22 protein-coding genes are annotated in these 25,267 nt (G+C 57.4%); 14 read left to right on the top strand and 8 right to left on the bottom strand.

The window, feature by feature from the left end; all coding sequences use genetic code 11:
* Positions 1–112 precede the first annotated feature (112 nt).
* The 3 genes from QIT27_RS15335 (at position 113) to QIT27_RS15325 (ending at position 1,873) form a co-directional block, all read left to right on the top strand.
* Positions 113–577: a 2-hydroxyacyl-CoA dehydratase gene (locus QIT27_RS15335; RefSeq protein WP_159341918.1), complete on the top strand. Its 465-nt coding sequence runs from the start codon at positions 113–115 to the stop codon at positions 575–577.
* 175 nt (positions 578–752) lie between these two features.
* Positions 753–1,385 (top strand): L,D-transpeptidase family protein, encoded by a 633-nt coding sequence (locus tag QIT27_RS15330; protein WP_159341919.1) that lies wholly within the window; start codon positions 753–755, stop codon positions 1,383–1,385.
* A 224-nt stretch (positions 1,386–1,609) separates the two neighbouring features.
* Entirely contained in the window at positions 1,610–1,873 is a 264-nt protein-coding gene (locus tag QIT27_RS15325) for an Lpp/OprI family alanine-zipper lipoprotein (RefSeq protein ID WP_016914087.1), read from the top strand.
* A gap of 99 nt (positions 1,874–1,972) precedes the next feature.
* On the opposite strand, the gene QIT27_RS15320 is transcribed toward QIT27_RS15325, so the two are convergent.
* Positions 1,973–3,109 (bottom strand): L,D-transpeptidase family protein, encoded by a 1,137-nt coding sequence (locus tag QIT27_RS15320; protein WP_285264294.1) that lies wholly within the window; start codon positions 3,107–3,109, stop codon positions 1,973–1,975.
* A 98-nt stretch (positions 3,110–3,207) separates the two neighbouring features.
* Complete coding sequence (mfd, locus tag QIT27_RS15315; protein WP_285264293.1) at positions 3,208–6,657, bottom strand: transcription-repair coupling factor; 3,450 nt, start codon at positions 6,655–6,657, stop codon at positions 3,208–3,210.
* Between the two features lie 243 nt (positions 6,658–6,900).
* Here mfd and QIT27_RS15310 point away from each other — a divergent pair, with 243 nt between their 5' ends.
* From QIT27_RS15310 to sthA, 9 genes are all read left to right on the top strand, one after another.
* Complete coding sequence (locus tag QIT27_RS15310) at positions 6,901–8,355, top strand: glyceraldehyde-3-phosphate dehydrogenase (RefSeq protein ID WP_159341922.1); 1,455 nt, start codon at positions 6,901–6,903, stop codon at positions 8,353–8,355.
* A 316-nt stretch (positions 8,356–8,671) separates the two neighbouring features.
* Positions 8,672–10,021 (top strand): Na(+)-translocating NADH-quinone reductase subunit A, encoded by a 1,350-nt coding sequence (locus QIT27_RS15305; RefSeq protein WP_159341923.1) that lies wholly within the window; start codon positions 8,672–8,674, stop codon positions 10,019–10,021.
* The gene (locus QIT27_RS15300; RefSeq protein WP_285264292.1) at positions 10,021–11,247 is read left to right on the top strand and encodes an NADH:ubiquinone reductase (Na(+)-transporting) subunit B; all 1,227 of its coding nucleotides are present in this window, start codon (positions 10,021–10,023) and stop codon (positions 11,245–11,247) included. The genes QIT27_RS15305 and QIT27_RS15300 overlap by 1 nt, the downstream gene beginning before the upstream one ends.
* Entirely contained in the window at positions 11,247–12,068 is an 822-nt protein-coding gene (locus tag QIT27_RS15295; protein ID WP_159341925.1) for a Na(+)-translocating NADH-quinone reductase subunit C, read from the top strand. The genes QIT27_RS15300 and QIT27_RS15295 overlap by 1 nt, the downstream gene beginning before the upstream one ends.
* Before the next feature lie 2 nt (positions 12,069–12,070).
* Positions 12,071–12,739, top strand: a complete 669-nt coding sequence (locus QIT27_RS15290; protein WP_120387062.1) for an NADH:ubiquinone reductase (Na(+)-transporting) subunit D — start codon at positions 12,071–12,073, stop codon at positions 12,737–12,739.
* Position 12,740: 1 nt separating this feature from the next.
* Entirely contained in the window at positions 12,741–13,358 is a 618-nt protein-coding gene (gene nqrE / locus QIT27_RS15285; RefSeq protein WP_044628064.1) for an NADH:ubiquinone reductase (Na(+)-transporting) subunit E, read from the top strand.
* Positions 13,359–13,426: 68 nt separating this feature from the next.
* Positions 13,427–14,659: an NADH:ubiquinone reductase (Na(+)-transporting) subunit F gene (gene nqrF, locus QIT27_RS15280; protein ID WP_159341926.1), complete on the top strand. Its 1,233-nt coding sequence runs from the start codon at positions 13,427–13,429 to the stop codon at positions 14,657–14,659.
* Positions 14,660–14,869: 210 nt separating this feature from the next.
* Complete coding sequence (gene nqrM / locus QIT27_RS15275) at positions 14,870–15,124, top strand: (Na+)-NQR maturation NqrM (RefSeq protein ID WP_159341927.1); 255 nt, start codon at positions 14,870–14,872, stop codon at positions 15,122–15,124.
* A gap of 121 nt (positions 15,125–15,245) precedes the next feature.
* On the top strand, positions 15,246–16,637 hold the full coding sequence (gene sthA / locus QIT27_RS15270; RefSeq protein ID WP_159341928.1) for a Si-specific NAD(P)(+) transhydrogenase: 1,392 nt from the start codon (positions 15,246–15,248) through the stop codon (positions 16,635–16,637).
* Positions 16,638–16,707: 70 nt separating this feature from the next.
* On the opposite strand, the gene QIT27_RS15265 is transcribed toward sthA, so the two are convergent.
* The 5 genes from QIT27_RS15265 to leuS all read right to left on the bottom strand — a co-directional run bounded on the left by QIT27_RS15265 (position 16,708) and on the right by leuS (position 22,294).
* Positions 16,708–17,679: a PA2778 family cysteine peptidase gene (locus QIT27_RS15265; protein WP_285264291.1), complete on the bottom strand. Its 972-nt coding sequence runs from the start codon at positions 17,677–17,679 to the stop codon at positions 16,708–16,710.
* A complete protein-coding gene (locus QIT27_RS15260; protein WP_159341930.1) occupies positions 17,657–18,055 on the bottom strand; it encodes a PA2779 family protein in 399 nt (132 codons plus the stop codon). The genes QIT27_RS15265 and QIT27_RS15260 overlap by 23 nt, the downstream gene beginning before the upstream one ends.
* Positions 18,056–18,153: 98 nt before the next feature.
* Positions 18,154–19,221 (bottom strand): DNA polymerase III subunit delta, encoded by a 1,068-nt coding sequence (gene holA / locus QIT27_RS15255; protein WP_285264290.1) that lies wholly within the window; start codon positions 19,219–19,221, stop codon positions 18,154–18,156.
* Complete coding sequence (locus QIT27_RS15250) at positions 19,218–19,712, bottom strand: LPS-assembly lipoprotein LptE (RefSeq protein ID WP_253018858.1); 495 nt, start codon at positions 19,710–19,712, stop codon at positions 19,218–19,220. The genes holA and QIT27_RS15250 overlap by 4 nt, the downstream gene beginning before the upstream one ends.
* Positions 19,709–22,294 (bottom strand): leucine--tRNA ligase, encoded by a 2,586-nt coding sequence (leuS, locus tag QIT27_RS15245; RefSeq protein ID WP_285264289.1) that lies wholly within the window; start codon positions 22,292–22,294, stop codon positions 19,709–19,711. Before leuS ends, QIT27_RS15250 begins: the two co-directional genes overlap by 4 nt.
* Positions 22,295–22,456: 162 nt before the next feature.
* Between leuS and QIT27_RS15240 the strand changes: the two genes are divergently transcribed.
* Positions 22,457–22,975, top strand: a complete 519-nt coding sequence (locus QIT27_RS15240; RefSeq protein ID WP_159341934.1) for a zinc ribbon-containing protein — start codon at positions 22,457–22,459, stop codon at positions 22,973–22,975.
* A 3-nt stretch (positions 22,976–22,978) separates the two neighbouring features.
* On the opposite strand, the gene QIT27_RS15235 is transcribed toward QIT27_RS15240, so the two are convergent.
* Positions 22,979–24,292 carry a hypothetical protein gene (locus tag QIT27_RS15235; RefSeq protein ID WP_285264288.1) on the bottom strand — a complete coding sequence of 438 codons (1,314 nt, stop codon included), beginning with the start codon at positions 24,290–24,292 and terminating at the stop codon, positions 22,979–22,981.
* A gap of 349 nt (positions 24,293–24,641) precedes the next feature.
* Between QIT27_RS15235 and QIT27_RS15230 the strand changes: the two genes are divergently transcribed.
* Positions 24,642–25,121, top strand: coding sequence for a hypothetical protein (locus QIT27_RS15230; protein ID WP_285264287.1), 480 nt, complete (start codon positions 24,642–24,644; stop codon positions 25,119–25,121).
* The last annotated feature ends 146 nt before the right edge of the window (positions 25,122–25,267 follow it).

The following is a 25,267-nucleotide window of genomic DNA, read 5'->3' as shown; positions in this document are numbered from 1 at the left end:
CAGACGGTAGCCGTCGCGGGTGGACGTGCGCCGCGTCGTGGATAGTCATGCCAGACGTTGAAATGTGCCGATTCGCCACCACGTTGTTAAGACAACGACAGAGGAGACACGGATGCGCTACAACCAAGTGAAGGATCTCATCGAGTGGGCCGCAGGCTATCACGCCCGCATGGCCCGTCAGTACAGCGATGCCGCCAGTCAAGCGGAACACGAGCGGCTAGCGATGGCGCTGAACTATCTTGCGGATAGCGAGCTGAAAATGAAAACGGGGCTAGAAGCGCTGTTTCATGACGGCACCGACCACCGGGAAGTGTTGGATACCTGGTTCGATGATTCCGGCGACTTTCCCCAGCCCCCCGAACTGGATGCGCTTGCCGAGCAGAGCGTGGCGGGTTCCATCGATGAGTTGACCGAAACGGCAGTGGAGGCTCACCGTAAGCTGCAGAGCCTTTATGAACATCGAGCGTCGCGGGCCAAAATCGAGCCCGAGGAGACGTTTTTCAACGCGCTAGCGCAGGGCCATAACGCCGAAGCCCGCAAGCTCGTCGCCAGTATGCAAGAGTTCGACGATCTTTAGGCGGCATAGAGGCGTGCGAGCCAGTCTCTTCGTTAGACTTTCGTGAAGAGATAGCGGCGGTTCTCAACGCAGATTGCTCACTAAGACGCTGACAATGGCGGCGTCTATGGGGTATAACAGCCGTCATTAACGCATTGTCGGTCAGCACCGCTGGCCCGTTTTTTTGAGAGCCATAATGATGCCTGTGAACCGCCGCCGATTTTTAGCGATGGCCCTGGGCTGGCCTGTTGCGGCCAGCGCCGCGACCACCAGCGCTGTGAACGATTACGCGCCACCCGACTTGGTGGCCACGTTGCTCGCACGGGCGCCGGTGCCACGCCACAGCAACGAGCTGTGGGTGCTGATCGACGACAAAGAGGCAACGCTGAGCATCTTCCGAGGCAATGCTCTCGTCGAGCGATTTGCCCCCATTTCACTCGGGCGTGGCGGTGCCAAAACCCAGCGCGTACGGGGAGATAACGTCACGCCGCTGGGAGAATTCAGGATTAACCGATTTAATTACGAAAGCCAGTGGCATATCTTCATCGGTATCGATTATCCTACGCCACCTCACGCGCGTATGGCGCTTGAAGCCGGTATCTACTCCCAAGCGGACTATGAGGCCTACTTCGATCACTATCGGCGTTATGGCTCGCCCCCGCAAAATACGGCGCTGGGCGGGGCCATTGGCATTCACGGGATCGGCGGCGGTGATCCGGAGATTCATGGCAACTTCCACTGGACCCAAGGGTGCGTGGCAGTGACCAATGAAGAGATCGAGCGAGTGGCCGAGCTAGTTGATGTTGGCACTCGCGTGGTGATCCGCTAGGCTTGTGTTGTTGAAGGAAGTTCTAGGTTTTGAACACGTGGCTATAGACAACCGCTGTGGTCTATTATAAAACAGCGTTTGACTTGCGTGCCCTGGTACGTAACCCTGGTACAAGTCGCTGTAACGAACCTGCACCGCAGGTAGACAAATTTAAGCTAACCTTTTAGCCTTATTTTTTGTCATACCCTTAACGTAGTACCCAAGGAAGACTCAAGGAGAACACTATGACTCTGAAGACTGCTCTGAAGATGACTGCCGCTGCCGCTTCTCTGGCAATCCTGGCTGGCTGTGCTTCTACCAGCGCTCTGGAAGAAGTTCGCATGACTGCTGAATCTGCACAAGCTGACGCTGCAGAAGCTCGCAGCATGGCTTCACAGGCTCTGAACACTGCAAACCAAGCTCAGCGCGACGCGCAAGCTGCTCTGCAGATGTCTGAGCAGAACCGTGAAGAAATGAACCGCATGTTCCAGCGTTCCATGCAGAAGTAATTCTGCTTGGACCACCGAACATGATACATGTTCGGTGGTTGCTGTAGATGTGAAAAACCCCGCCTCGGCGGGGTTTTTTGTTGGCTGGCGTTTGCCTTGTCAGGCATCGCCTTCCACGCGGACGGTAGTGGAAAGCTCAACGCCCTTCAAAATGCCTTCCAGCTGTTGCGTGGGTTGCGGTTCTGGTTCCGGCTCGGGAGCAGGCGCCTGGGGTCCGTACAGCGCTACGAAACGACCATCCGGCGCTTCTACCGCACGCTTGACCTGCTCGTAGTCGATCTCTGCTTGTTCGTCGGCAAGCTCGCTAACGCGCTCGATGGCATTGAGCAATGGCTCGAAATCACCGACGTTCTCTTCGAGTTGCGGATACGACTGCACGAACAGTGTGCCGTCAGCCGCCCAGCCCGCTTTGAACGGCGCATCCATCAGGTTGACCTGAGTGCCGCTAGGCAGGCGCTCGTAGAGTGATTCGATATCTTCAGGATACATACGAATGCAGCCGCGGCTGACGCGCATACCCACGCCATCAGGACGGTTGGTGCCGTGAATCAAGTAGCTCGGCATGGCCAGCAGGATGGCATGGCGGCCAAGCGGGTTGTCGGGCCCCGGTGGAACGATAGAGGGGGCGGGCTCGCCGCGCTCGGCAGCTTCACGACGCATCGAGGCGGGCGGTGCCCAGGCGGGATCTTTGACCTTGACCGTGGTCCGCGTGATGCCCACGGGCGTGGCGAACTCTTCCCGCCCAACGCTCACCGGATAGGTTTCGACGATGCCGGGTTTATCGGCCGGGTAGTAGTAAAGACGCAGCTCGGAGAGATTGACCACCACGCCCTCGCGGGGGGCGGGGGGCAGAATGTAGTGCGCAGGAATCACCACCTCGGTGCCTTCACCCGGTACCCACAGGCTGACGTCTGGATTCGCCATGCGAATCTCTTCGTAGCCGATGTTATGGCGACGGGCAATGTCGATCAGCGTGTCTTCTGGATTTTCGACAGTGACAGTGTAGTTCTCGCCGATAATGTCGCCCTGTTCGGGTAGACGGAAGTGGCCGCGGGGCAGCTGTTCCTGGGCATTGGCAACCTGCTCGGCACTAGCGGCGGCATCATCGGTGATCGCCACCGCAGTCTCGGCCTGTTCGGCCGATGGCTGTGCATAGACGGGGCCCACAAGGCTCGCTGCTAGCAATACTGCCAGGCTAGTGGGGCCCCAACGGGTAATGTTGTTACGAATGTTCATGGTCGATCCTAATCAATGTATGCACTGCTGGTACGCATGGTAATGGGCAGCGATGCGTTGCCGATGTGTGCTGCTTAGGTATAAGTTTGCCCCAAGGTTCACGCCGCCGCTACTTTTTGATTGAGGGTCGTCAACAGCGCTTCAATCTTTTCGAAACGCTGTTCGACCGATTCCATTGGAAATTCAAATCGTAAGGTGTCGGAACCATCCAAGCGGTAGTGCTGGGGGGATTTCTGGATCAGAGTGACCAGCGTCAGCGGGTCTACTTGGGTACTGCTATTGAAGATCACTCGGCCGCGCTGCTCGCCCGCCTCGATACGGGCGACGCCGAGCTGTTCGGCCCGGTGGCGTAGCTTGGTTTGACGTATCAAGTTCTTCAACGGCTGAGGCAGCAAGCCGAAGCGGTCGATCAGCTCCACCTGAAGCTCTTTCAGTTCGGCATCGGACTGGGTGTTGGCAATGCGCTTGTACATGACCAGGCGCTGCTGCACGTCGTGCAAGTAATCATCGGGGATCAGGGCGGGCAAATTCAGGCTAATCTCGACGCCGGTATTGAAGGGGGCGTCGATGTTGGGCGTTTTGCCTGCGCGTATCGCTTTCACCGCGCGGTCCAGCATCTCCATATAAAGGGTGTAGCCGATGGTTTCCATCTGGCCACTCTGCTCATCGCCCAACAGCTCCCCTGCGCCGCGAATCTCCATGTCGTGGCTCGCCAGGGTGAAGCCTGCGCCGAGATCGTCGGAGGCGCTGATGGCTTCCAGGCGTTTGACCGCGTCCCGGGTCATGGCTTTAGGCGGCGGAGTCAGCAAGTAAGCGTAAGCCTGATGGTGGCTGCGCCCCACACGGCCGCGCAGCTGGTGTAGCTGCGCCAAACCAAATTTGTCCGCCCGTTCGATCAAAATGGTATTGGCGCTGGGAACGTCGATGCCCGTTTCGATGATGGTCGAGCACACCAGCACGTTGAAGCGGCGGTGGTAAAAATCGGACATCACGCGCTCCAGGCTGCGCTCCGGTAGCTGGCCGTGGGCGACGGCGACACGGGCTTCCGGCACCAGCTCGCGAATCTGTTCGGCGGCGTTTTCGATAGTTTTGACTTCGTTGTGCAAGAAGTACACCTGGCCGCCACGCAGAATCTCCCGCAGCAGCGCCTCTTTGATGACGCTGCTGTCCCGCTGCTGTACGAAGGTTTTGACCGATAGGCGCCGAGCCGGTGGGGTGGCGATGATGGAAAGATCGCGGATGCCGCTCATGGCCATGTTGAGCGTGCGCGGAATCGGCGTGGCCGTCAGCGTGAGAATGTCGATTTCCGCGCGCAGGGTTTTGAGCTTCTCTTTCTGGGCAACGCCGAAACGGTGCTCTTCGTCGATAATCAGCAGGCCCATTTTGGGCAGCTCGACGCTCTTCGACAGCAGCTTATGGGTGCCGATGACGATGTCGGTCTGGCCGCTTTTGATACCGTCTAGAGTCTGCGTCATCTCCTTGCCGCCGGTGAAGCGCGAGATCAGGCTAATATTGACGGCGGTATCGGCGAAGCGATCACGGAAGTTCTCGAAGTGTTGCCGCGCCAACAGGGTCGTTGGTACGAGCACCACGACCTGCCGACCCGATTGAACGGCGAGAAAGGCCGCGCGCATGGCCACTTCGGTTTTGCCAAACCCCACGTCGCCGCACACGACGCGATCCATCGGCTGTGGCGACACCATGTCGCCGATCACCGCTTCGATGGCGGCTTGCTGATCGGGGGTTTCCTCGAAAGGGAAGCTGGCGGCAAAGCGCACGTACTCTTCCCCGGGCGTTTCGTAGACTACGCCCTGTTGGGCTTCGCGGCGCGCATAGATGTCGAGCAGCTCGGCGGCGGTATCGCGAATCTTTTCGGCGGCCTTGCGACGGGCTTTCTCCCACTGATCGGAGCCCAGTTTGTGCAGCGGAGCGAGTTCGTCGTCGGCGCCGCTGTAGCGTGAGATGAGATGCAGACTGTCCACCGGGACGTACAGCTTGGCGCCATCGGCGTAGGAGAGCGCGAGAAACTCATTCGCTTGGCCGCCTGCCTCCAGGGTTTCCAGCCCCAGGTAGCGGCCCACGCCGTGGGCTTGGTGAACCACCGGGGCGCCTTCGCGCAGCTCGGATAAGTGACGAACCGCCAGTTCGTTGTCGTCGGTTGCTTTTTCGCGCCGGCGGCTTTGTCGCACCACGTCACCAAACAGTTCGGTTTCACTGATCACCGCGACATCGGGATCGGTGAGCCACAGGCCGCTGCCAACCAGACTTTCGGTGATCGCCATGCGCTCGGTGCCCGCCAGAAATGCCTGGAAACTCTCGCTATGGGGTAGCGAGAGTCTTAGCGGGGAGAGCACGTCTTCCAGTGCTTCCCGACGCCCGCGAGACTCCGCCACGAACAGTACCCGAGTGCGGGGATGTTGCTCCAGGAAGTTCGCCAGCTCGCTCAACGGCTGCTTGGCCCGCGCATTGATCGAGAGAGTAGGCAGCGCTTGCGCCAGTGGGGTCAGCGCGTGGCGCTGGGCCTCGTCCTCGGTGAGCTCCAGGCGCGGTCGCGCTTTGATGGCCGAGAACACCTCGTTGACCGGGAAAAAGGCCCGATGGGGCGGCAGAAGAGGGCGTGTTGGATCAACACCGAGGTTGACGTAGCGCGACTCGATGGCCTGCCAATGCTGTTCGGCCGCGTGAAATACCCCGGGTAGCAGGGCAATGCGGGTGTCATCGGTCAGGTGCTCGAACAGAGAGGCCGTCTCATCGAAGAACAGCGGTAGGTACTGCTCTAGCCCGGGCGAGGGGATCGCTTTCAGCGCATCGTTATAGAGCGGACACTGGCGCGGGTCGACGTCGAAGAGCGTTTCAAACTGCTCGCGGAAGCAGGCAATAGCACCGCGACTCAGCGAATATTCGTGGGCGGGCAGCAGCTCGATGGTATCCACTTTGTCCGTGGAGCGCTGGCTGCCCGGATCGAAGTGGCGCAACGTATCGATCTCGTCATCGAAGAGGTCGATGCGGATGGGTTCGTCCATGCCCATGGCAAACAGATCGATGATGGCACCGCGCATGGCGTACTCACCCGGCTCGTAAACGGTCTCGACCGCACGATAGCCTGCTCGGGAGAGCGATTCGCGGAACGTTTCGCGGTTGAGTGTGGCCCCAGCCTTTAGTGTCATCACGCGGCCCGCGATGTAGGAAACCGGGGGTAGGCGCTGCATCAGCGTGTTGATCGGTACGAGCACGATCCCCCGGACGCCATCCTGCAGTAAGCGCAGCGTTCTCAGCCGGGCGGAAATGATGTCCTGGTGTGGCGAGAAACTGTCGTAGGGAAGTGTTTCCCAATCGGGGAAGGGGAGAACGGGTACGCTGCTATAAAACGCCAGATCCTGCTCCAAGCGCTGTGCGCTCGCAGTATTGGGGGTGATCACGAGCAGCGGGGCGCTGGACGCTACCTGAGCCAGCGCTAGGGCCGTCGCACTGCCCGGCGGCGCTTGCATATAGAGCGTGTCGCGAATCCCTTGCGGCTGGGGCGGTTCGAGCAGAGAGAAAGAAGGCATAGTCAAGGTATCGTTTTGCGCAGAAACGGAACCTGAATCATACACGATCAGCCCTGTCAGGCAGAGACCTTCGGGGAAGGCGGAGGTTAAGCGCCATGAGGCACTGCATTATTACCGTTTGTAGTCAATGCCCATTTTCTGTAATACCCCTACATGTTGTGCGACTATCCATTCATTGCGGCCCTCTAATAAGCCCCGGATAATGCCCCGGACATCCCCGTTCATAACTCAATGAGGCCGCACGTGAGTCAGCAAGCGCTCGAAAACGTTTTTCAGGAATGGCAAAACAATGAAGCTCTGGCCGAGCAGATGATCCCGCTGGTGGGTCAGCTTTATCGCCAGAACAATGTTGTGGCCACGATGTTCGGACGCTCTCTGATCAAGCGGTCGGTCATTCGTATTCTCAAAGATCATCGTTTTGTGCGCAAAATCGAGGGCACCGAGCTGTCGGTGGAAGATACCTTCCCCATCGTCAAAGCGATGAGTGAGATGAACTTGGGCCCGGCGCACGTGGACGTAGGCAAGCTAGCGGTCAGCTTCAAGCGTCAGGGCGGCGGCGATCTGAACGCCTTTTTGCGTAAAGAGCTGAGCGAAATCATCGACGGCTATCAGCCGGAAGGCAGCAAAGGCGAGCCGCAAGACGTCGTGCTGTACGGTTTTGGCCGCATTGGCCGCCTGCTGGCGCGGGTCATGGTCGAGAAGGCCGGTGGTGGTAACCTGCTGCGCTTGCGTGCCATCGTAGTGCGTGGCCGCGGCGACGTGTCGAAAGATCTGGAAAAACGGGCGAGCCTGCTACGCCGCGACTCCGTACACGGCCCGTTCGACGGCACCATTTCCGTCGATGCCGATGCACGCACGTTGACCATCAACGGCAACGTGGTGCAGGTGATCTACGCGGACTCCCCCAGTGAGATCGATTACACCGCCTACGATATCCACAATGCGGTCATCGTGGACAATACCGGTATCTGGCGCGATGAAGCGGGCTTGGGGCAGCACTTGGAGTGCAAAGGCGCTGCGAAAGCGCTACTGACCGCGCCGGGCAAAGGCGACATCAAGAACATCGTGTTCGGCATCAACCACGAGACGATTGGTGACAGTGACCGAATCGTCTCGGCGGCCTCGTGCACCACCAATGCCATCGTGCCGGTGCTCAAGGTGTTGAACGATGAGTATGGCGTGGTGACGGGCCATGTGGAGACCGTCCATGCTTATACCAACGACCAAAACCTCATCGACAACTACCACAAAGGCGACCGCCGTGGCCGCAGTGCGGCACTGAACATGGTACTGACCGAAACCGGTGCCGCCAAAGCCGTTGCCAAGGCGCTGCCGGAGCTCGAGGGCAAGCTGACCGGTAACGCGATTCGCGTGCCAACGCCGAACGTCTCCATGGCGATTTTGAATCTGACGTTGGACAAAGGCACCGACGCCGAGGCCCTCAACGACTACCTGCGTCGTATGTCCATCGACTCCGCTTACCAAAAGCAGATCGATTTCGTCGACTCGGCCGAAGTGGTCTCGTCTGATTTCGTCGGGAACCGTCATGCGGGCATCGTCGATGCTAAAGCGACCATCGCCAACGGCAATCACGCCGTGGTGTATGTCTGGTACGACAACGAGTTTGGCTATAGCTGCCAAGTCATTCGTATCCTGCAGCACATGTCCAACGTGCAATTCTTGAAACTGCCGCACTAAGTCTTTGCGGGCATATGCCCTGGACGCACTCATGTAGGGCAGTTGCGCCATTGGCTTGACAAACGCCACCTTCGGGTGGCGTTTTTTGTATCAGAAACAAATGACCTAGAACGGCATATAGCACTTTTGGAGGCCATCAGGGATGTGGTCATTGGCCGCGCTTATCTTTATAATGCGATAGATTTTTCGGGGTGGTTCAAGCGTGCTTGAGCCTGACTGGTAACGATCTGAACAGCAAAACAAGAATTCACTGAACAGAAAATAAGCATTCGAACCCCTTACCTTCGTATATCCGATCCATCAACTGGGCGAGACTATGATCGAAGTCAAAAAAGGCCTGGATCTCCCCATCACGGGAGCGCCCGAGCAGCGTATTGAAGATGCGCAGCCTGTGCGTCACGTGGCAATCCTGGGCACTGACTATGTTGGCATGAAGCCAACCATGGAAGTTCAGGAAGGGGATAAGGTCAAATTAGGCCAGCTTCTCTTCACCGACAAGAAAATCGACGGCGTACGTTTTACGGCGCCTGCCGGTGGTGAAGTAGTCGCTATTAACCGTGGCGAAAAACGACGTTTATTGTCTGTGGTCATTAAAGTCGATGAAAATGAAGAAGCGATGACATTTGCTTCTCATGATCGTGGCGCTTTAGCACAGCTTGATCGTCAAACCGTTGTCGACCAGCTCGTTGAGTCAGGATTGTGGACTGCGCTGCGCACCCGTCCTTTCTCACGTACGCCAGCCATCGATAGCGTTCCTGCCGATATTTTCGTCACCGCCGTGGATACCCATCCGCTGAGCGCTGACCCTGCCTTTATCATCAATGAAAATGCTCAAGCATTCGAAGACGGCCTCAAGGTGCTAACCCGCCTGACCGAGGGCAACGTTTTTCTGTGCACGGGGGCTAACGCTTCCGTACCGGGCAGTGATATCAGCGGCGTCAAGACGGAAAGTTTCGCTGGGCCGCACCCGGCAGGCTTGGTAGGCACGCATATTCACTACCTCTCGCCCGTCGCGCTACATAAAAAAGTGTGGCACATCGGTTATCAGGACGTCATTGCATTCGGTAAGCTGTTTGCCGAAGGTAAACTGGACATGAGCCGCATCATTGCGGTGGGTGGCCCGCGTGCCCAGAAACCTCGCCTGCTGCGTACCCGTATCGGGGCGAGCACCGAGGAACTCTTGGCAGGTGAAATCATCCAACCGGAAGACACTCGCGTGATTTCTGGCTCGGTCTTCTCTGGCGCTGCCGCAGAAGGCAAGGTGACCTACTTGGGGCGTTTCCACAACCAAGTCAGCTTGCTGGAAGAGGGTAACAAGCGCACCTTTATGGGATGGCTCTCTCCCGGTGCCAACCGCCATTCGGTGATGGGCATCTATCTCTCCAAAATTAAAGGCCTAAGCAACTACGCGCCGACCACCTCTACAAATGGTTCCGAGCGTGCCATGGTGCCGGTGGGTAACTACGAACGCGTCATGCCGTTGGATGTCATGCCAACGCAACTGCTGCGTTCGCTGATTGTGGGCGACATTGAGGTTGCCATGCAGCTTGGGTGTCTTGAGCTGGACGAAGAGGATCTGGCGCTGTGTACCTATGTTTGCCCCGGCAAATACGAGTACGGCCCAATCCTGCGTGACAATCTCACCATGATCGAGAAAGAGGCCTGATGATGGGTATTCGACAAACACTCGATAATCTCGAGCCGCACTTCCATAAAGGTGGTAAGTACGAAAAGTTCTATCCGCTGTACGAAGCGGTAGACACCATTTTCTACTCGCCGCCCAGCGTTGCCAAAACGACCGCGCACGTGCGTGATGGCGTCGACCTGAAACGCATCATGATCACCGTGTGGATGTGTACCTTCCCGGCCATGTTCTTCGGTATGTGGAACGCAGGCTGGCAGGCGAACACCGCTATCGAAGCGGGCTATGCCTCCATGAACGGCTGGCGCGAAGCCATCATGATGACCCTCGCGGGCGGTCATGATCCGAGCAGCCTGTGGGCGAACTTCGTTCTCGGCGCGACTTACTTCCTGCCCATCTACTTGGTGACCTTCGCCGTGGGTGGTTTCTGGGAAGTGATGTTCGCCATCAAGCGCGGCCACGAAGTCAACGAAGGCTTCTTCGTGACCTCTGTGCTGTTTGCGCTGATTCTGCCGGCCACGATTCCGCTTTGGCAGGTTGCCTTGGGCATCACCTTTGGTGTCGTGATCGGTAAAGAGATCTTCGGCGGCACGGGTAAGAACTTCTTGAACCCTGCGCTGACCGGCCGTGCCTTCCTCTACTTCGCGTATCCGGCGCAAATCTCCGGTGACGCGGTATGGGTAGCAGCCGACGGTTACACGGGTGCGACAGCGCTCTCCATGGCGTTCCAAGATGGCATGTCCGCACTGACCGATACCTACAGCTGGTGGGATGCCTTCCTGGGCTTCATTCCCGGTTCCGTGGGTGAAGTCTCGACGCTGGCGATCCTGATCGGTGCTGCAGTCCTGCTGTGGACCAAGATTGCCAACTGGCGCATCATGCTGGGCGTTTTCCTAGGCATGGTGGTCACCAGCACGCTGTTCAACCTGATCGGTTCTGATACCAACCCGATGTTCGCGATGCCCTGGTACTGGCACCTCGTCATCGGTGGCTTTGCCTTCGGTATGGTGTTCATGGCGACCGACCCCGTGTCGGCTGCGATGACCAACCAAGGTCGCCTGGTGTTCGGTGCACTGATCGGTGTCATGACCGTGCTGATCCGCGTGGTGAACCCGGCGTTCCCGGAAGGCATCATGCTGGCCATCCTGTTCGCCAACCTGTTTGCGCCGCTGATTGACCACTTCTTCGTCCAGGCCAATGTGAAGCGCCGTCTCAAGCGTACTGGCGTACCGGCCGAGGAGACTGCCTAATGGCACAAGGTAACAACTCCATCAAGAAAGTCCTGATCGTAGCGTTCTCGCTGTGCATCGTGTGCTCGGTCATCGTTTCGACGGCGGCCGTAGCACTGCGCCCAGCGCAGCAGCTCAATCAGGAGCTGGACCGTAAAACCAACATCCTCAACGTGGCGCGTCTTTACGAGCCGGGTATGGATGTGGAAGAAGCGTTCAGCAACCAGATCACTGCGCGCGTCGTCGAACTCGAAACCGGTGACTATACCGATCAGTTCGATCCCGAGACCTTCGATGGTTTCGAAGCTGCGCGTGACCCGGCCACTGGCCGCACGCTGTCTGGCGACCGTGACATCGCGGGCCTGACGCAGGTGGAAAACTTCGCGACCGTGTATCTGGTCGGCGATGCTGAAAACCCCGATCAGATCGTTCTGCCCATTCGTGGCCAGGGCCTCTGGGGTCGTATGATGGGCTTCCTCTCCGTTGAAGGTGACGGTAACACCATCGTCAGTATCACGTACTACGACCACGCGGAAACGCCGGGTCTGGGTGCCGAAGTGAACAACCCGCGCTGGCAAGCCCAATGGGAAGGTAAAGAGATTTACAGCGAAGAGGGCGACCTCTCTCCTGAAATCCACCTGACCAAAGGCGGTGCGAGTAACGAGCACGAAGTCGATGCGCTCTCCGGGGCCACGCTGACCAGTAACGGCGTGACCAACATGCTGCAGTTCTGGCTGAGTGAAGAGGGCTTTGCGCCTTACCTGGCTAAATTCCGCAGCGGAACCGAGCCATCAGACGCCGAAGACACCGAGACTGACTTCGACGACGTTGAGGGGGCCTGATCATGGCGGATGTAAATGCAAAAGGCGTTTTGACGGCGCCGATTTTCAAGAACAACCCCATTGCGCTTCAGATTCTGGGGATCTGTTCTGCTCTGGCGGTCACCACCAGCATGAGCGTGTCGCTGGTCATGGCGCTGGCGGTTATCTTCGTAACATCTTTCTCGAACTTGTTCGTATCGCTGATTCGGAACCACATTCCGTCCTCGATCCGTATCATTGTTCAGATGACTATCATTGCCTCGCTCGTTATCGTGGTCGACCAGATCCTCAAAGCCTATGCTTACGAAATGTCTAAGCAGCTGTCGGTGTTCGTCGGTCTGATCATCACAAACTGCATCGTAATGGGCCGCGCGGAAGGTTTCGCGATGTCCAACACGCCGGGCATGTCGTTCCTGGACGGTATCGGTAACGGTTTGGGTTACGGTTTCGTTCTGATGGTCGTTGGTTTCGTTCGTGAGCTGCTGGGTGCGGGTAGCATCTTCGGCTTCACGGTCCTGCCGACCATCCAGAACGGTGGCTGGTACGTGCCGAACGGTCTGCTGCTGCTGCCGCCTTCTGCCTTCTTCATCATCGGTCTGTTGATCTGGGTACTGCGCTCCGTCAACCCCGAGCAGGTAGAAGAGAACGAGTTCAAGATGAAGCACAACACCAAGCCGAAGGAGGCCGTGTAACATGGAACACTATCTGAGCCTTTTCGTTGCTTCGGTATTCGTCGAGAACATGGCACTTGCCTTCTTCCTGGGCATGTGTACGTTCCTAGCGGTATCCAAGAAGGTGTCTTCTGCCATTGGCCTCGGCATCGCCGTTATCGTCGTACTGACGATCACGGTACCGGTCAATAACCTGGTATTCACGTACCTGTTGCAAGAAGGCGCGCTGACCTGGACCGGCATTAGCGGTGCTGAAAACATCGACCTGTCATTCCTGGGTCTGCTCTCGTACATCGGTGTCATCGCGGCGCTGGTACAGATCATGGAAATGTTCCTTGATAAGTACGTGCCGTCGCTCTACAACGCACTGGGTGTCTTCCTGCCGCTGATTACCGTTAACTGCGCCATCCTCGGTGGCGTACTGTTCATGGTGGAGCGTAGCTACAACTTTGGCGAAGCCGTGGTTTATGGCTTCGGTGCGGGTACCGGTTGGGCGCTAGCGATTGCGGCCCTGGCGGGTATTCGTGAAAAGCTGAAGTACAGCGACGTGCCGGGCGGTCTGCAGGGCCTTGGCATTACGTTTATCACCGTTGGCTTGATGTCACTGGGCTTTATGTCCTTCTCTGGCATTCAGCTTTAATCGGAGCCGGTTTTCTCGGCAGCCCAGGCTGCCGAGGTACAGAAAACCTTCAGCAATAGGAAACCGACATGGTTGATACATCTGTCATCTTGCTCGGTGTTGTCATGTTCACGGTCATCGTCATTAGTTTGACGGCGATCATTCTGGCAGCGCGCAGCAAGCTAGTGAGTAGCGGGGACGTGACGATCGAAGTCAACGGCGACCCCGAGCACACCCTGAAGACCCAAGCCGGCGGCAAGCTACTGAACACCCTGGCGGCCAACGGTATCTTCCTCTCTTCTGCCTGTGGCGGCGGCGGTTCCTGCGCCCAGTGTAAGTGCCGAGTCGAAGAGGGCGGCGGTTCTATCCTGCCGACCGAAGAGTCGCACTTCACCATGCGTGAGAAGAAAGAAGGCTGGCGCCTCTCTTGTCAGGTTCCTGTAAAACAGGACATGAAAGTAGAAGTGCCGGAAGAAGTCTTCGGTGTGAAGAAGTGGGAGACCGAAGTAACGGCCAACCCGAACGTCGCAACCTTCATCAAGGAGCTCAACCTAAAGCTGCCTGAAGGCGAAGAAGTGGCTTTCCGCGCCGGTGGTTACGTTCAGCTCGTTGCACCGCCCTACGACATCAAGTTCTCTGACTTCGATATCGAAGAAGAGTACCGTGGCGACTGGGAAAAGTTTGGCCTGTTCGACATTTCCCATAAGAACAACGAGGAAATCATCCGCGCCTACTCCATGGCGAACTACCCGGAAGAGAAAGGTCTCCTCAAGTTCAACATTCGTATCGCGACGCCGCCTCCTGGCACCAGCCATCCGCCGGGCCTGATGTCGACTTACGTCTTCAGCCTGAAGCCGGGTGACAAAGTGACCGTCATGGGGCCGTTTGGTGAGTTCTTTGCCAAAGACACCGATGCCGAGATGGTCTTCATCGGGGGTGGTGCGGGCATGGCGCCGATGCGTAGCCACATCTTCGACCAGCTCAAGCGTTTGAAGTCGGATCGTAAGATCTCGTTCTGGTACGGTGCGCGCTCCTGGCGTGAAACCTTCTACAACGAAGAGTACGATCAGCTGGCAGAAGAGTTCCCGAACTTCGAGTGGCATCTGGCGCTGTCCGATCCGCAGCCGGAAGACAACTGGGAAGGCCCGACGGGCTTCATCCACAACGTGCTGTACGAAAACTATCTGAAGGACCACCCGGCGCCTGAAGATTGTGAGTACTACATGTGTGGGCCGCCCATGATGAACGCTTCCGTTATCAAGCTGCTGCTGGATATGGGGGTCGAGCCGGAAAACATCCTGTTGGATGACTTCGGCGGCTAATGTCGCGTCAGCGTGCGTTAGAAACGGGGCTAGCCTTAGGGCTAGCCCCGTTTGTTTTGAGGTGATGGGAACGCACATCGTGTGGAAATTGCCTCGAATGCCTGATCATTTTGCATCGGCTAGGGTACAATAGGCGGTAACTTTTAAGGCACTTATCGGCGCAATGACTGTCGGCAGGTAAGGCACTTAACGCAATGCTGGGAGGACCACATGGCAATTTGGCTACTGGTATTTGGTTTTATGGCGCTGATCATGGGGGCCATGGCCGTCGGTGTACTGATGGGGCGTAAACCCATCGCAGGTTCCTGCGGCGGGTTGAACCAAATTGGTATGAAAGATGGCTGCGATATCTGCGGTGGCAAAGACGATGTTTGCGAAGAAGAGAACCGCAAACGCGGTAGTCTGCGCCGTCGTAGCGACGAAAGTCGCGGGGCAGACCTGGGCTACGATGTCACGCGCCGTTAAGCCCCATCGTGCCGTTATTCACTCATGATATACGCGCACACATACGTCGAACGCTCGCTTAATCGCGGGCGTTTACGTATGCGCTGACGAAAATGTAAGGGAACAAGGAGATCCAAACCGTATGGCGGTTCACAATTACGATGTCGTGGTTATCGGTACCGGCCCCGCCGGAGAAAGCGCTGCCATCAATGCTGCCAAACACGGTATGCGGGTGGCGATCATTGAGAAACAGGCCCAAGTAGGCGGTAACTGCACCCACTGGGGCACTATCCCATCCAAAGCGCTGCGCCATCAGGTCAAGCAGATCATGGCGTTCAACACCAACCGAATGTTCCGCGATATCGGTGAGCCGCGCTGGTTCTCTTTCCCTAAAGTCATGGAGCGCTCGCGTGGCACGATCGACAAACAGGTCGAAATGCGTACCACCTTTTATGCGCGCAACCGCATCGATCTCTTTCACGGTGTGGCGCGCTTCAAAGACGAGCACACCGTCGTGGTTCGCGACCGCCAAGAGGGCATGGAAGAGCTAGTGGCCAAAAAAATCGTCATTGCCACCGGCTCACGCCCTTATCGCCCGGCGGATATCAACTTCCGTCACCCGCGCATCTACTGCTCCGATACCATCCTAAGCCTTTCCCATACCCCGCGTACGCTGGTGATCTTTGGCGCCGGTGTCATCGGCTGTGAGTACGCCTCCATTTTCTCGGGCCTGGGGGTCAAAGTCGATCTGATTAACAACCGCGATAGCCTGCTGTCGTTCTTGGACGACGAGATCAGCGATGCGCTCTCGTACCATCTACGCAAGCACGGCGTATTGATTCGTCACAACGAAGAGTACGAGAGCGTCGAGGGCGACGAGGCCGGGGTCGTGGTACGCCTCAAATCCGGCAAGAAAATCCGCGCCGATGCGTTCCTCTGGGCCAATGGCCGGACCGGTAACACTGACAGTTTAGGGCTTGAGAACATCGGACTAGAAGCCAACGGCCGAGGCCAGCTCAGCGTCGATGAACACTACCGGACGTCGATTCCGCATATTTATGCGGCAGGGGATGTGATTGGTTGGCCAAGCCTTGCCAGCGCCGCCTACGACCAGGGTTTGAACTCGTGTAACGAGCTGCTGGAAAAAGAGTACCGCTTCGTTAGCGATGTGCCGACCGGTATCTATACCATTCCCGAGATCAGCTCCTTTGGCCCCAACGAGCGCGAGTTGACCGAAGCCAAAGTTCCCTACGAAGTGGGCAAGGCGTTCTTCAAAGATACCGCCCGCGCGCAGATTACCGGCGATACCGTGGGCATGCTCAAGATCTTGTTCCACCAAGACACGCTAGAGATTTTGGGTATCCACTGCTTTGGTGACCAAGCCTCGGAGATTCTGCATATCGGCCAAGCGATCATGCAGCAAGAGGGCGAAGCGAATACGCTCAAGTACTTCGTGAATACGACCTTCAACTACCCAACCATGGCCGAAGCCTACCGGGTGGCGGCGCAAAATGGCTTAAACCGCGTCTTTTGATCGGCCACACGAAGGGGGCGCTATGCCCCCTTCGTGTTTTTTCAAGCATCGCCTTCCGAAACCATACCCTTTATAGCGATTCCAGCAGCTGCTGGGCGCGAGGCTGCCATTCGCCTTCTAATGAAGCGGCCTGGCTGAGTGATTCCCTGGCGGCGGCGGTGTCCTCTTGCTGAAGCTGCAAGATGGCGAGGTTCAACCACGCGGCACCCATGTTCGGGTCAATCTGTGTGGCGTTTTCAAACGCAGCTAACGCTGCCTCGGGTTCCTGCGTTGCGTAAAGCGCGTTGCCCAGAGCGAACTGGCCCATCGGGTTCTGCGGGAAGCGCTCGGCGAATGCCTGCCAGCTACTCAGCGTTGTGTCGGGGCCGTGCTGCTCTTCAAAGGCGCTAATCGCTTCCAAGGCATTGCGCGCGGTCACGCCCTCCGGCAGGCTGCCCGGCTCGCTGACCACAAAGCCCCAGCGCTCAGTGCGCGCCCAGGTAGCATCAAAACGGCTAAACGACAGGGTATGCCGCTCGATCTCACCGCTGCGCAGTATCAGCGTCTCGTTGGGCAAATCAAAGCCAATGGCCACCGCATAGTGCCACATGGGAAAGGCGGGCAGGGCGAGGTTCTGCATCACGACGACCGGGTTGCCTGCTTCCAGATGCGTGAGCAGAGCATCCATGGTACCTCGGATGGGAATTGCCAGCCGTTCGTAGCGGCGTACCGTGGCCAACATTTCCGGCTGCACGCTGCCATCACGCTCAGGCAAGAATACCTGAGGGATTAGCTCGTCTAAGTTAACCTCGACGCCTTCGTGATTGAGCACCATAGCCAGGGTCGCCGGGCCGCACTGGTACTCGGTTTGGGCGAAAAACGGCACCTCGGTAAGCTCGGTTTGCGGGGCCAGGCTCGATCTAGTGCTCTCTAACAGTACCGGGCTGCGGGCGCAGCCGGTGAGCAGTACGATCAGCAGGCTTAACAGTAAAACGCCCGCAGAGCGGGCGTTGACGGAGCGATTCATCACTGCAGACGACTTAGCGAGTGAACGGGTAAACATCGGTCAGACCGAGAATATCCGTTACCAGCAGAATCACGAACACCGCGAACAGCGCTCCTACCACACCGGCACCGGCAGGCAGTTGTTCGAGCTGTTGTGCCATTTGCTGAGCTTCGGCATCGCTAAGGGCCGCCACACGGGCTTCGACGTCGGCAGGATTGACACCCTGCTTTAGCAGCTGATCCTGCACGTCGGCACGGGCGAGGATTTCATTGATACGCTCGCGATCAGCGCCGGCACGGTCGCCTGCTAAAACAGACTGCGTCGATACCAAGTCCATGCCTTGCGGGGCGGTCGGGGCTGCCACGACGGGCAGGCTGGCGAACACTAACGCAATCATCAAAAGGGTCGAGAGGTAAGCACGCACTGTTTTCATCGTCTTCATCCTTAGACTTATCAGGGAGCAGGCCATGAATGACCTAGCAAGTAGTATAGAAACAAACAGATGCGGTTTTAAGGCAAAAATGCAAAGTGCTAATTATTTGCACTAATGCGATAGGTCCAAGGGGTTTCGGCCAGAATGCCTTTTGCACCCGCCATAGTCATGGCCAGATCGTGAAGCCCCGGCCAAAGCGGCACGGCAGAGGCGCCTTTTACCGCTAAATCCAAGCGCTGGGCCATCAGCAATAGTTTGTGCAGCCGCTTCATGGAAAGGCGGCCAATAGCTTTTTGATATGCCGGACGGCGCTTATCGAAAATCATCGGCTTTTGGGTTTTGCAGGCGTGCTCGAAACTCTGCCCCTGATCCAGATGCTGATGCAGCGATAGTAGGGTGCGCAGCTCACGCGTCAGCGCCCATAGGACGATCGGCGCTTCCACGCCTTCGCTTTTCAGGCCGTTGACGATCCTAGAGGCGCGGCTGGGCTCGCCCTTCAAGCAGGCATTCGCCAGATTGAAGACGTCAAAGCGGGTGCTGTCCTCCACGCCTTGGGCAATGTGTTCGACGTTGAGTCGAGTGTTGGCCGGGTAGATCAGCGCTAGCTTCTGTAGCTCTTGATCCGCTGCCAACAGGTTGCCTTCGGTACGCTCACCCAGCAGCCGGGCCGCTTCGAGATCGATCTGTAGGCCGTGATGCGAGGCTCTATCCCGCAGCCAGTAACCAAGGCGTGAGGCATCGACCGGCCATACAGGGACAAACAGGCCGTGTTTATCCAGGGCTTTGAACCAGGCGCTCTTCTGCTGTTTGGCATCCACCTTACCCATGCTGACCAGCAGCAGGTCATCGCTGCCGTCCATCATGTCTGCGTACTGCGCCAGCGCTTTGGTGCCTTCCTGCCCCAGTTTTTGATTGCCCAAACGCAGTTCTAACAGCTTGTTGGAGGCAAACAGCGAGAGGTTGCTGGCGGTTTCCAAGAGCCGCCCCCAGGCAAAGTTGGGCTCGACGTCCAGCACTTCCCGCTCTTCGATGCCCGCCTGGCGAGCGGCGGCACGCACTGCATCGCAGGCATCGCGATGCTGTAGCGGCTCGTCACCCGCCACGATCACCGCTTTCGGCAGCTTCTTGGCCAGGGCGGCAGGCAGTTGATCGGCAAATACCTTCACCGCAACGCCTCGAGATTGGCCAACCGCTCTACGATGCGCTGTGCGAGCTGGCGGGTCAGTGTCTGCTCCGCTTCCTGGAAAAGGGTTTCCCGATTCAGCAGATCGTCATCGCTGACGCGAATGCGCGTGCTGGTCGCCACCGTGGCATTGTTCAATGCGTAAGCGCTGGTGTCCCGCTGCTGCACCGACAGCGACGTGCTTAGCGTTAGTTCATGCTCACGGCTTGCGCGGCCATCGGTGCCAATGCGCCGCTCCTGCAGTGACGGTGTGCCCAGCGTTACGCGCCAAGGCGCGCTGCTCTCAACGTCCGTGCCTAACTGCTGTAAGCGCGTGCGAAGCTGCTGAGCGAGAGCGCTGTTGTCATCGCCCTCTAGCGAGAGCGCGGGCAGGCGTGGCATGGATTCCGAGCCGCGCAGGCGGAACCCACAGCCACTGAGCAGCACCGCCGCTGACGCGGCGATGCTGAGGGTCAAAAAGCGACGGCGATTCATCCACTCACCACGATGTTAACCAGCTTGCCGGGCACCACGATCACCTTACGAACCGTTTTGCCTTCCAAATGGCGCTGGACGTTTTCGTTTTCCATCGCCAGTTGCTCGATGGCGGCTTTGTCGGCGCTGGCCGGGGCTTCCAGGCGGGCGCGCAGTTTACCGTTCACCTGTACCACCAGCTCGATGCTGTCGCGGGTCAGGGCGGCTTCGTCTACTTTCGGCCACTGGGCTTCAATGGCGGGCTGCTCATGGCCCAACTGCTGCCACAGGGTGTGGCACAGGTGCGGGGTAATCGGAGCCAGCAGCAGCACGCAGGCTTCCAGCGCTTCACGGCTAACCGCGAGGCCCAGTTCAGAGGTATCGTCGAATTTAGCGACCGCGTTAGAAAGCTCCATCACAGCCGCAATGGCGGTGTTGAACGTGGTGCGGCGGCCAATGTCGTCGCTGGCTTTCTTGATGGTTTCGTGAGTTTTGCGACGCAACGCTTTTTGATCGTCGTTGAGTGCATCGACGTTCAGCGTGCCCGGCGTGCCCGCTTCCAGGTGCTCGCTCACCTGACGCCAGATGCGCTTCAGGAAGCGGTGTGCGCCTTCGACGCCAGAATCTGACCACTCCAGCGACTGCTCAGGCGGGGCGGCAAACATCATGAACAGGCGCACGGTGTCGGCACCGAACTTGTCGATCATCGACTGTGGATCCACGCCGTTGTTCTTCGACTTGGACATCTTCTCGATGCCGCCCATTTCAACGGGCTGGCCGTCGCTCATCAAAATGGCGCTCAGCGGGCGGCCTTTCTCATCGCGCCTCACTTCCACATCGGCGGGGTTGAACCACTCTTTACCGCCGTTATCTTTAATGCGGTAGAAGGTTTCCGCGATCACCATGCCTTGGGTGAGCAGCTGCTGGAACGGCTCGTCGGAATCGACCATGCCGAAATCGCGCAGCAGCTTGTGGAAGAAGCGGGCGTAGAGCAGGTGCAGAATGGCGTGCTCGATACCGCCAATGTAGAGATCCACCGGCAGCCAGTAGTTGGCGCGCTCGTCCAGCATGGCTTCGTGGTTATCCGCACAGCAGAAACGGGCGAAGTACCAGGAGGACTCCATGAAGGTATCGAAGGTGTCGGTTTCACGCACCCAGCCATCGCCCAGCTCGGAGAACTCCGGCATCTTCTTCAGCGGCGAGCCGGAAGCATCCACGGTGACTTCCATGGGCAGCGCGACGGGCAGCTCGTCATCGGAGAGCGGTACGGTTTGGCCTTCCGGGCCGTACTTCACCGGAATCGGCGCGCCCCAGTAACGCTGGCGGGCAATACCCCAATCACGCAGGCGATAGTTGGTTTTCACTTCGCCACGGCCAAGCTCGGCCAGTTTGGCGGCAATGGCATCGAACGCGGCTTGGAATTCCAGGCCATCGAACTCGCCGGAATTAATCAGCGTGCCGTGCTCGGTGTAAGCGCCTTCCGAGATATCCGGCGTGTTGCCGTGCTCGTCGGCCACTACCGGCTTCAGCTCAACGCCGTACTTGGTGGCAAACTCCCAGTCGCGTTGATCGTGGGCGGGTACGGCCATGACCGCGCCAGTGCCGAACTCCATCAGCACGAAGTTAGCCACGAATACCGGCACTTCTTCACCGCTTAACGGGTGAATGGCCTTATGGCCCGTGGCCATGCCCAGCTTCTCTTTGGTGGCCATTTCCGCTTCAGAGGTGCCGCCTTTGGCGCACTCTTCACAGAACGCCGCCATCTCGCTGCTCTGCTCGGCGGCCTGTTTGGCCAGCGGGTGGCCAGCGGCCACGGCCACGTAGGTCACGCCCATCAGCGTATCCGGGCGAGTGGTGTACACCGCCAGTGGCTCGCAGGCGCTGCCATCGGCGGCTTTAATATCAAAGCTCAGCTCGACGCCACGGGATTTACCAATCCAGTTGCGCTGCATGGTCTTGACCTGCTCGGGCCACTCGACGTTATCTAAGTCCGCCAGCAGCTCATCGGCGTAGTCGGTAATCTTCAAGAACCACAGCGGGATCTCTTTACGCTCCACCGGCGCGCCGGAACGCCAGCCACAGCCGTCGATGACCTGTTCGTTGGCGAGGACGGTTTGATCGACCGGGTCCCAGTTCACCGTGGACATTTTCTTGTACACCAAGCCTTTTTCTACCAGCTTAGTGAAGAACCACTGCTCCCAGCGGTAGTAGCTGGTATCGCAGGTAGCGAATTCGCGGCTCCAGTCGTAGGCAAAGCCCAATGCCTTCAATTGGTTACGCATGTAATCAATGTTTTGGTAGGTCCACTTGGCGGGCGGCACCTGGTTTTGAATCGCGGCATTCTCCGCCGGCATCCCGAACGCATCCCAGCCCATGGGCTGCATGACATTTTTACCCTGCATGCGCTGGAAACGTGAGACAACGTCGCCGATAGTGTAATTACGCACGTGGCCCATGTGCAGCTTGCCGCTGGGGTAGGGGAACATGGATAGGCAGTAGAACTTTTCGCGGTTGGCGTCTTCTACGGCTTTAAAGCACTGGTGTTTGTCCCAGTACTGCTGAGCATCACGTTCGATATCACGGGGGCTGTAATGTGCGTCCATCGGTGTTTTCAATGCCTTGGGGTCATTCGCCCAAAAAGGGCGCAAAGTGAATAGTAGATGACGACTGTCAGATAAGTAGCGTCGATTGTATCCTATGCAGGTGTATCCTTGAACGGCTAGCCGATGATAGGTAGCACCTGTGGCGACAAAAGGAGAGGACCCATGGAAAAACATAACGATCACCGCCTTCGCGAAGGCTACGAGCGCCTGTTGGAGCGTATGCAAGACGGCGCCAACGAGCTCACCTGGGACAACCTGCAAAAGGATTTGGACGACGCCGTTGCCTTCGAGGCCGAGCTTGAAGAGTACACCAAAGACGAGCTGGCCCTACTGCGCGCCTGGGTAGAGCGCGACTTAAAAGATATGCGCTACTACATGGCGGATACCGGTAAACAGGTCGCCAGCTGGCTGGGAATCGACATCGACCAGCTCTCCCGCCGCGTGGCGGAATCGCTGCTTTCCATTGCCGACCGCAGCATCGTCGAGCGCGAACGTTTCGAGGACGACTTGGAAGCTGCCCGTGCCGACTACTGTGAAGGCGAAATGGCCGCCCCAGGGTTAATGGCCTGCACCCACTGCGATGCCCAAGTGATGCTCAACGAAGTCGCTCGGCTGGAACCCTGCCACCAGTGCGGCCACCGCTACTTCTACCGCTTCCCGAATAAAATCATCGAAACCTGATTGTTAACCTAGCCAAGCGCTCAAGCCTGCAATCGCCCCCAGCGAGAGCAGGCTCATCATCGCCGCGTAGGGCAGGTTATCTTTCATCATGCGATAACCGCTCACCCCATAACGCCCCTGCAAGGAAAGGTTAATACCGGAAAGCGGCCCCACGCTAGTGCCCACCGCCCAGGCGCTTAACGCCACAAAGGCGAATAGTGTTTGCTCGCCTCCGCTTAAATCCAAAACAGACGCCAGCACGGAAACGCCAATAATCGGGTGCAGCCCCACCAGCGCGCTCAGCGTAATGGCAGCAAAGCTGACCATGGCCTGCCACGTGCCAAAGCGGGCGAACAGCGTCCACTCATCGCCCGCAGCGGCAGCCACCAACGTCGAAAGCCCTAATGTTAATAACCCCGCTGCCAAAAACAGCGAAATTTCACCACGCATGGCGGGCAGGCGGGTAACTGTGTGCTGGCGAATGCGCCGCAGAGTAAAGCGTGGGCCTTCCCGCAGGTTGCTTAACAGCGCCACCCCCGGCAGCAAAAAAGTAATAATGCTGACGATAGTGAGCGAGGGCGTGATCCAAAAGTGAAACAGCATCACCAACGCCGCCATGCCCGCAGGCATCAGCAGGCTACGGGGCGAAAGCGAAAAGCCATCCACCTCGGTTAAATCAAACCGCCGCCGCAGCTCTAGCGTGGTCAATAGCCCTGAGAGCATGGCAATCGGAAAACCCACCACGGCAATCTGGGCGTACTGCACAGACGGCACCAGGGCAATCACCACCGCCATAGAAGCAAAGAAGGGCGACCACAACGCAGCGCTAGAAAGCCCTCGGTTTAGCGCCAATAGCTGCGGTGTGGTTAACGGCGCACGGCGAGCCAAGCGGTCGCCCACCATAAACACCGTGGAAAGATTCAAAATCGTGCCGAGGAAATGCACCCCCAGCCAAGTACGCAGCACGCCATCTGCACCCGTTACCCGTTTACCCGGCGGGCGCTTATTGCCCTGGGTGCCAATCAGCGAAATAAAGCTCACACCCACCAGCATGGTGGCTACAAACACGTTGCCTTGCAGCATGGCAGGCCAGTTAACCTCCGCGCCATACACCGTTTGCGCCACCATCAGCATTACCACGCCAAGGGCAATCAACACCCCCGCCTGAATGCGCGAACGCTTGGGAATATCCCGCCACAGCAGGGCCACCGCCGCCCACAGCAAATAGCTCACTGCCAGCGCGGTCGGCACCGCCCCGGTAAACCCCACTATCTGCGCCAAAAGCCCCAGCAGCACCAACACCCCCGCCAAGCGCTGCCGCGTCGTCGTCTCTTGCATCTCAATCCCTTACTGGTTGAGTTAGCAGGCTAATCGGGTTTGCGAGAGAAGGCTAGTAGCAAGCAGTGACGGGGTAAGGGAGATGACAGATGCGCGAGTGGCTTCAACGCACGACCATCAAACTACCCAAGCCACAAAAATTTTGATGTGCACGTGACCTAAGCCTATTTTATGAATAGAGTGTGGTGGGTAAGGTAAAGTGAGCGGGCACAATAATAAGTGATATGTAATCTGGCTCTTAGTGGTGGCTAATGATAAATTGATACTTTAGAGCTGTTTAGTTAGCATGGCTTAAATAGATATGTAAGGCTCGCTTGTTGGGTTGTATCATCAATGTTAAGAGGGTTTTATGAAAGAAATATCTCCAATACTTTTAGGTGTTGTTAGTAGTTTGATCGCTACGTTTGTTTTTCTTTTTATTAGGCAGGTATATGTGGGTGTTTTTTTGCCCTGGGTTAAAAGTCAACTGTATAGGGGGGTTAGAGTCAAAGGTCGATGGGAAGATACTAATGGGCATGATAAAATTGGATTTATTTTAAACTTAAGGCAAGATGCAGACTCCATTTCTGGGACGCTAATTCATCAAGAGAATAGGGGTGGTAAACTAGAAACTCTTAGCTATTCTATTAATGGTTACTGTAGGGATGGCTTTTTATTTGCTTTAGTCACTCCTGTGTTGGGAGATGCTATTGATTATCAGACATTGTTGCTCAAGATATATCATAAAAATGACACTCTATATTTAAAAGGGGATGCATCATATGCTGATGGGGAAGATGGTCATGTTGAGACATTACAAGGCATCGAATTTAAGAAAATTAACAGATGACTCTCTTGGTATCAGAGGACGGTTGGTCTGCGATTCAGGGGGCACTGTTCCTGCCGGTATGATGGAGTCTGTTCGTTAAGGGGGAATATGTTGAGGAGCTGGGCTGGTGACTGGACGTTGGTTTACACCCAGCAAGCCTAGAGAGA

The organism is Halomonas sp. LC1 (genome assembly GCF_030247125.1).
In the GTDB taxonomy this organism is placed as follows: Bacteria; Pseudomonadota; Gammaproteobacteria; order Pseudomonadales; family Halomonadaceae; genus Vreelandella.
This window is presented reverse-complemented; position numbering and strand designations above follow the sequence as displayed.

Excerpts from the sequence above, each read along its gene's own strand:
- QIT27_RS15335 (WP_159341918.1), top strand. The coding sequence starts at position 113 with ATGCGCTACAACCAAGTGAAGGATCTCATCGAGTGGGCCGCAGGCTAT.
- QIT27_RS15330 (WP_159341919.1), top strand. The coding sequence starts at position 753 with ATGATGCCTGTGAACCGCCGCCGATTTTTAGCGATGGCCCTGGGCTGG.
- QIT27_RS15325 (WP_016914087.1), top strand. The coding sequence starts at position 1,610 with ATGACTCTGAAGACTGCTCTGAAGATGACTGCCGCTGCCGCTTCTCTG.
- QIT27_RS15320 (WP_285264294.1), bottom strand. The coding sequence starts at position 3,109 with ATGAACATTCGTAACAACATTACCCGTTGGGGCCCCACTAGCCTGGCA.
- mfd (WP_285264293.1), bottom strand. The coding sequence starts at position 6,657 with ATGCCTTCTTTCTCTCTGCTCGAACCGCCCCAGCCGCAAGGGATTCGC.
- QIT27_RS15305 (WP_159341923.1), top strand. The coding sequence starts at position 8,672 with ATGATCGAAGTCAAAAAAGGCCTGGATCTCCCCATCACGGGAGCGCCC.
- QIT27_RS15300 (WP_285264292.1), top strand. The coding sequence starts at position 10,021 with ATGATGGGTATTCGACAAACACTCGATAATCTCGAGCCGCACTTCCAT.
- QIT27_RS15295 (WP_159341925.1), top strand. The coding sequence starts at position 11,247 with ATGGCACAAGGTAACAACTCCATCAAGAAAGTCCTGATCGTAGCGTTC.
- QIT27_RS15290 (WP_120387062.1), top strand. The coding sequence starts at position 12,071 with ATGGCGGATGTAAATGCAAAAGGCGTTTTGACGGCGCCGATTTTCAAG.
- nqrE (WP_044628064.1), top strand. The coding sequence starts at position 12,741 with ATGGAACACTATCTGAGCCTTTTCGTTGCTTCGGTATTCGTCGAGAAC.
- nqrF (WP_159341926.1), top strand. The coding sequence starts at position 13,427 with ATGGTTGATACATCTGTCATCTTGCTCGGTGTTGTCATGTTCACGGTC.
- nqrM (WP_159341927.1), top strand. The coding sequence starts at position 14,870 with ATGGCAATTTGGCTACTGGTATTTGGTTTTATGGCGCTGATCATGGGG.
- sthA (WP_159341928.1), top strand. The coding sequence starts at position 15,246 with ATGGCGGTTCACAATTACGATGTCGTGGTTATCGGTACCGGCCCCGCC.
- QIT27_RS15265 (WP_285264291.1), bottom strand. The coding sequence starts at position 17,679 with ATGTTTACCCGTTCACTCGCTAAGTCGTCTGCAGTGATGAATCGCTCC.
- QIT27_RS15260 (WP_159341930.1), bottom strand. The coding sequence starts at position 18,055 with ATGAAAACAGTGCGTGCTTACCTCTCGACCCTTTTGATGATTGCGTTA.
- QIT27_RS15250 (WP_253018858.1), bottom strand. The coding sequence starts at position 19,712 with ATGAATCGCCGTCGCTTTTTGACCCTCAGCATCGCCGCGTCAGCGGCG.
- leuS (WP_285264289.1), bottom strand. The coding sequence starts at position 22,294 with ATGGACGCACATTACAGCCCCCGTGATATCGAACGTGATGCTCAGCAG.
- QIT27_RS15240 (WP_159341934.1), top strand. The coding sequence starts at position 22,457 with ATGGAAAAACATAACGATCACCGCCTTCGCGAAGGCTACGAGCGCCTG.
- QIT27_RS15235 (WP_285264288.1), bottom strand. The coding sequence starts at position 24,292 with ATGCAAGAGACGACGACGCGGCAGCGCTTGGCGGGGGTGTTGGTGCTG.
- QIT27_RS15230 (WP_285264287.1), top strand. The coding sequence starts at position 24,642 with ATGAAAGAAATATCTCCAATACTTTTAGGTGTTGTTAGTAGTTTGATC.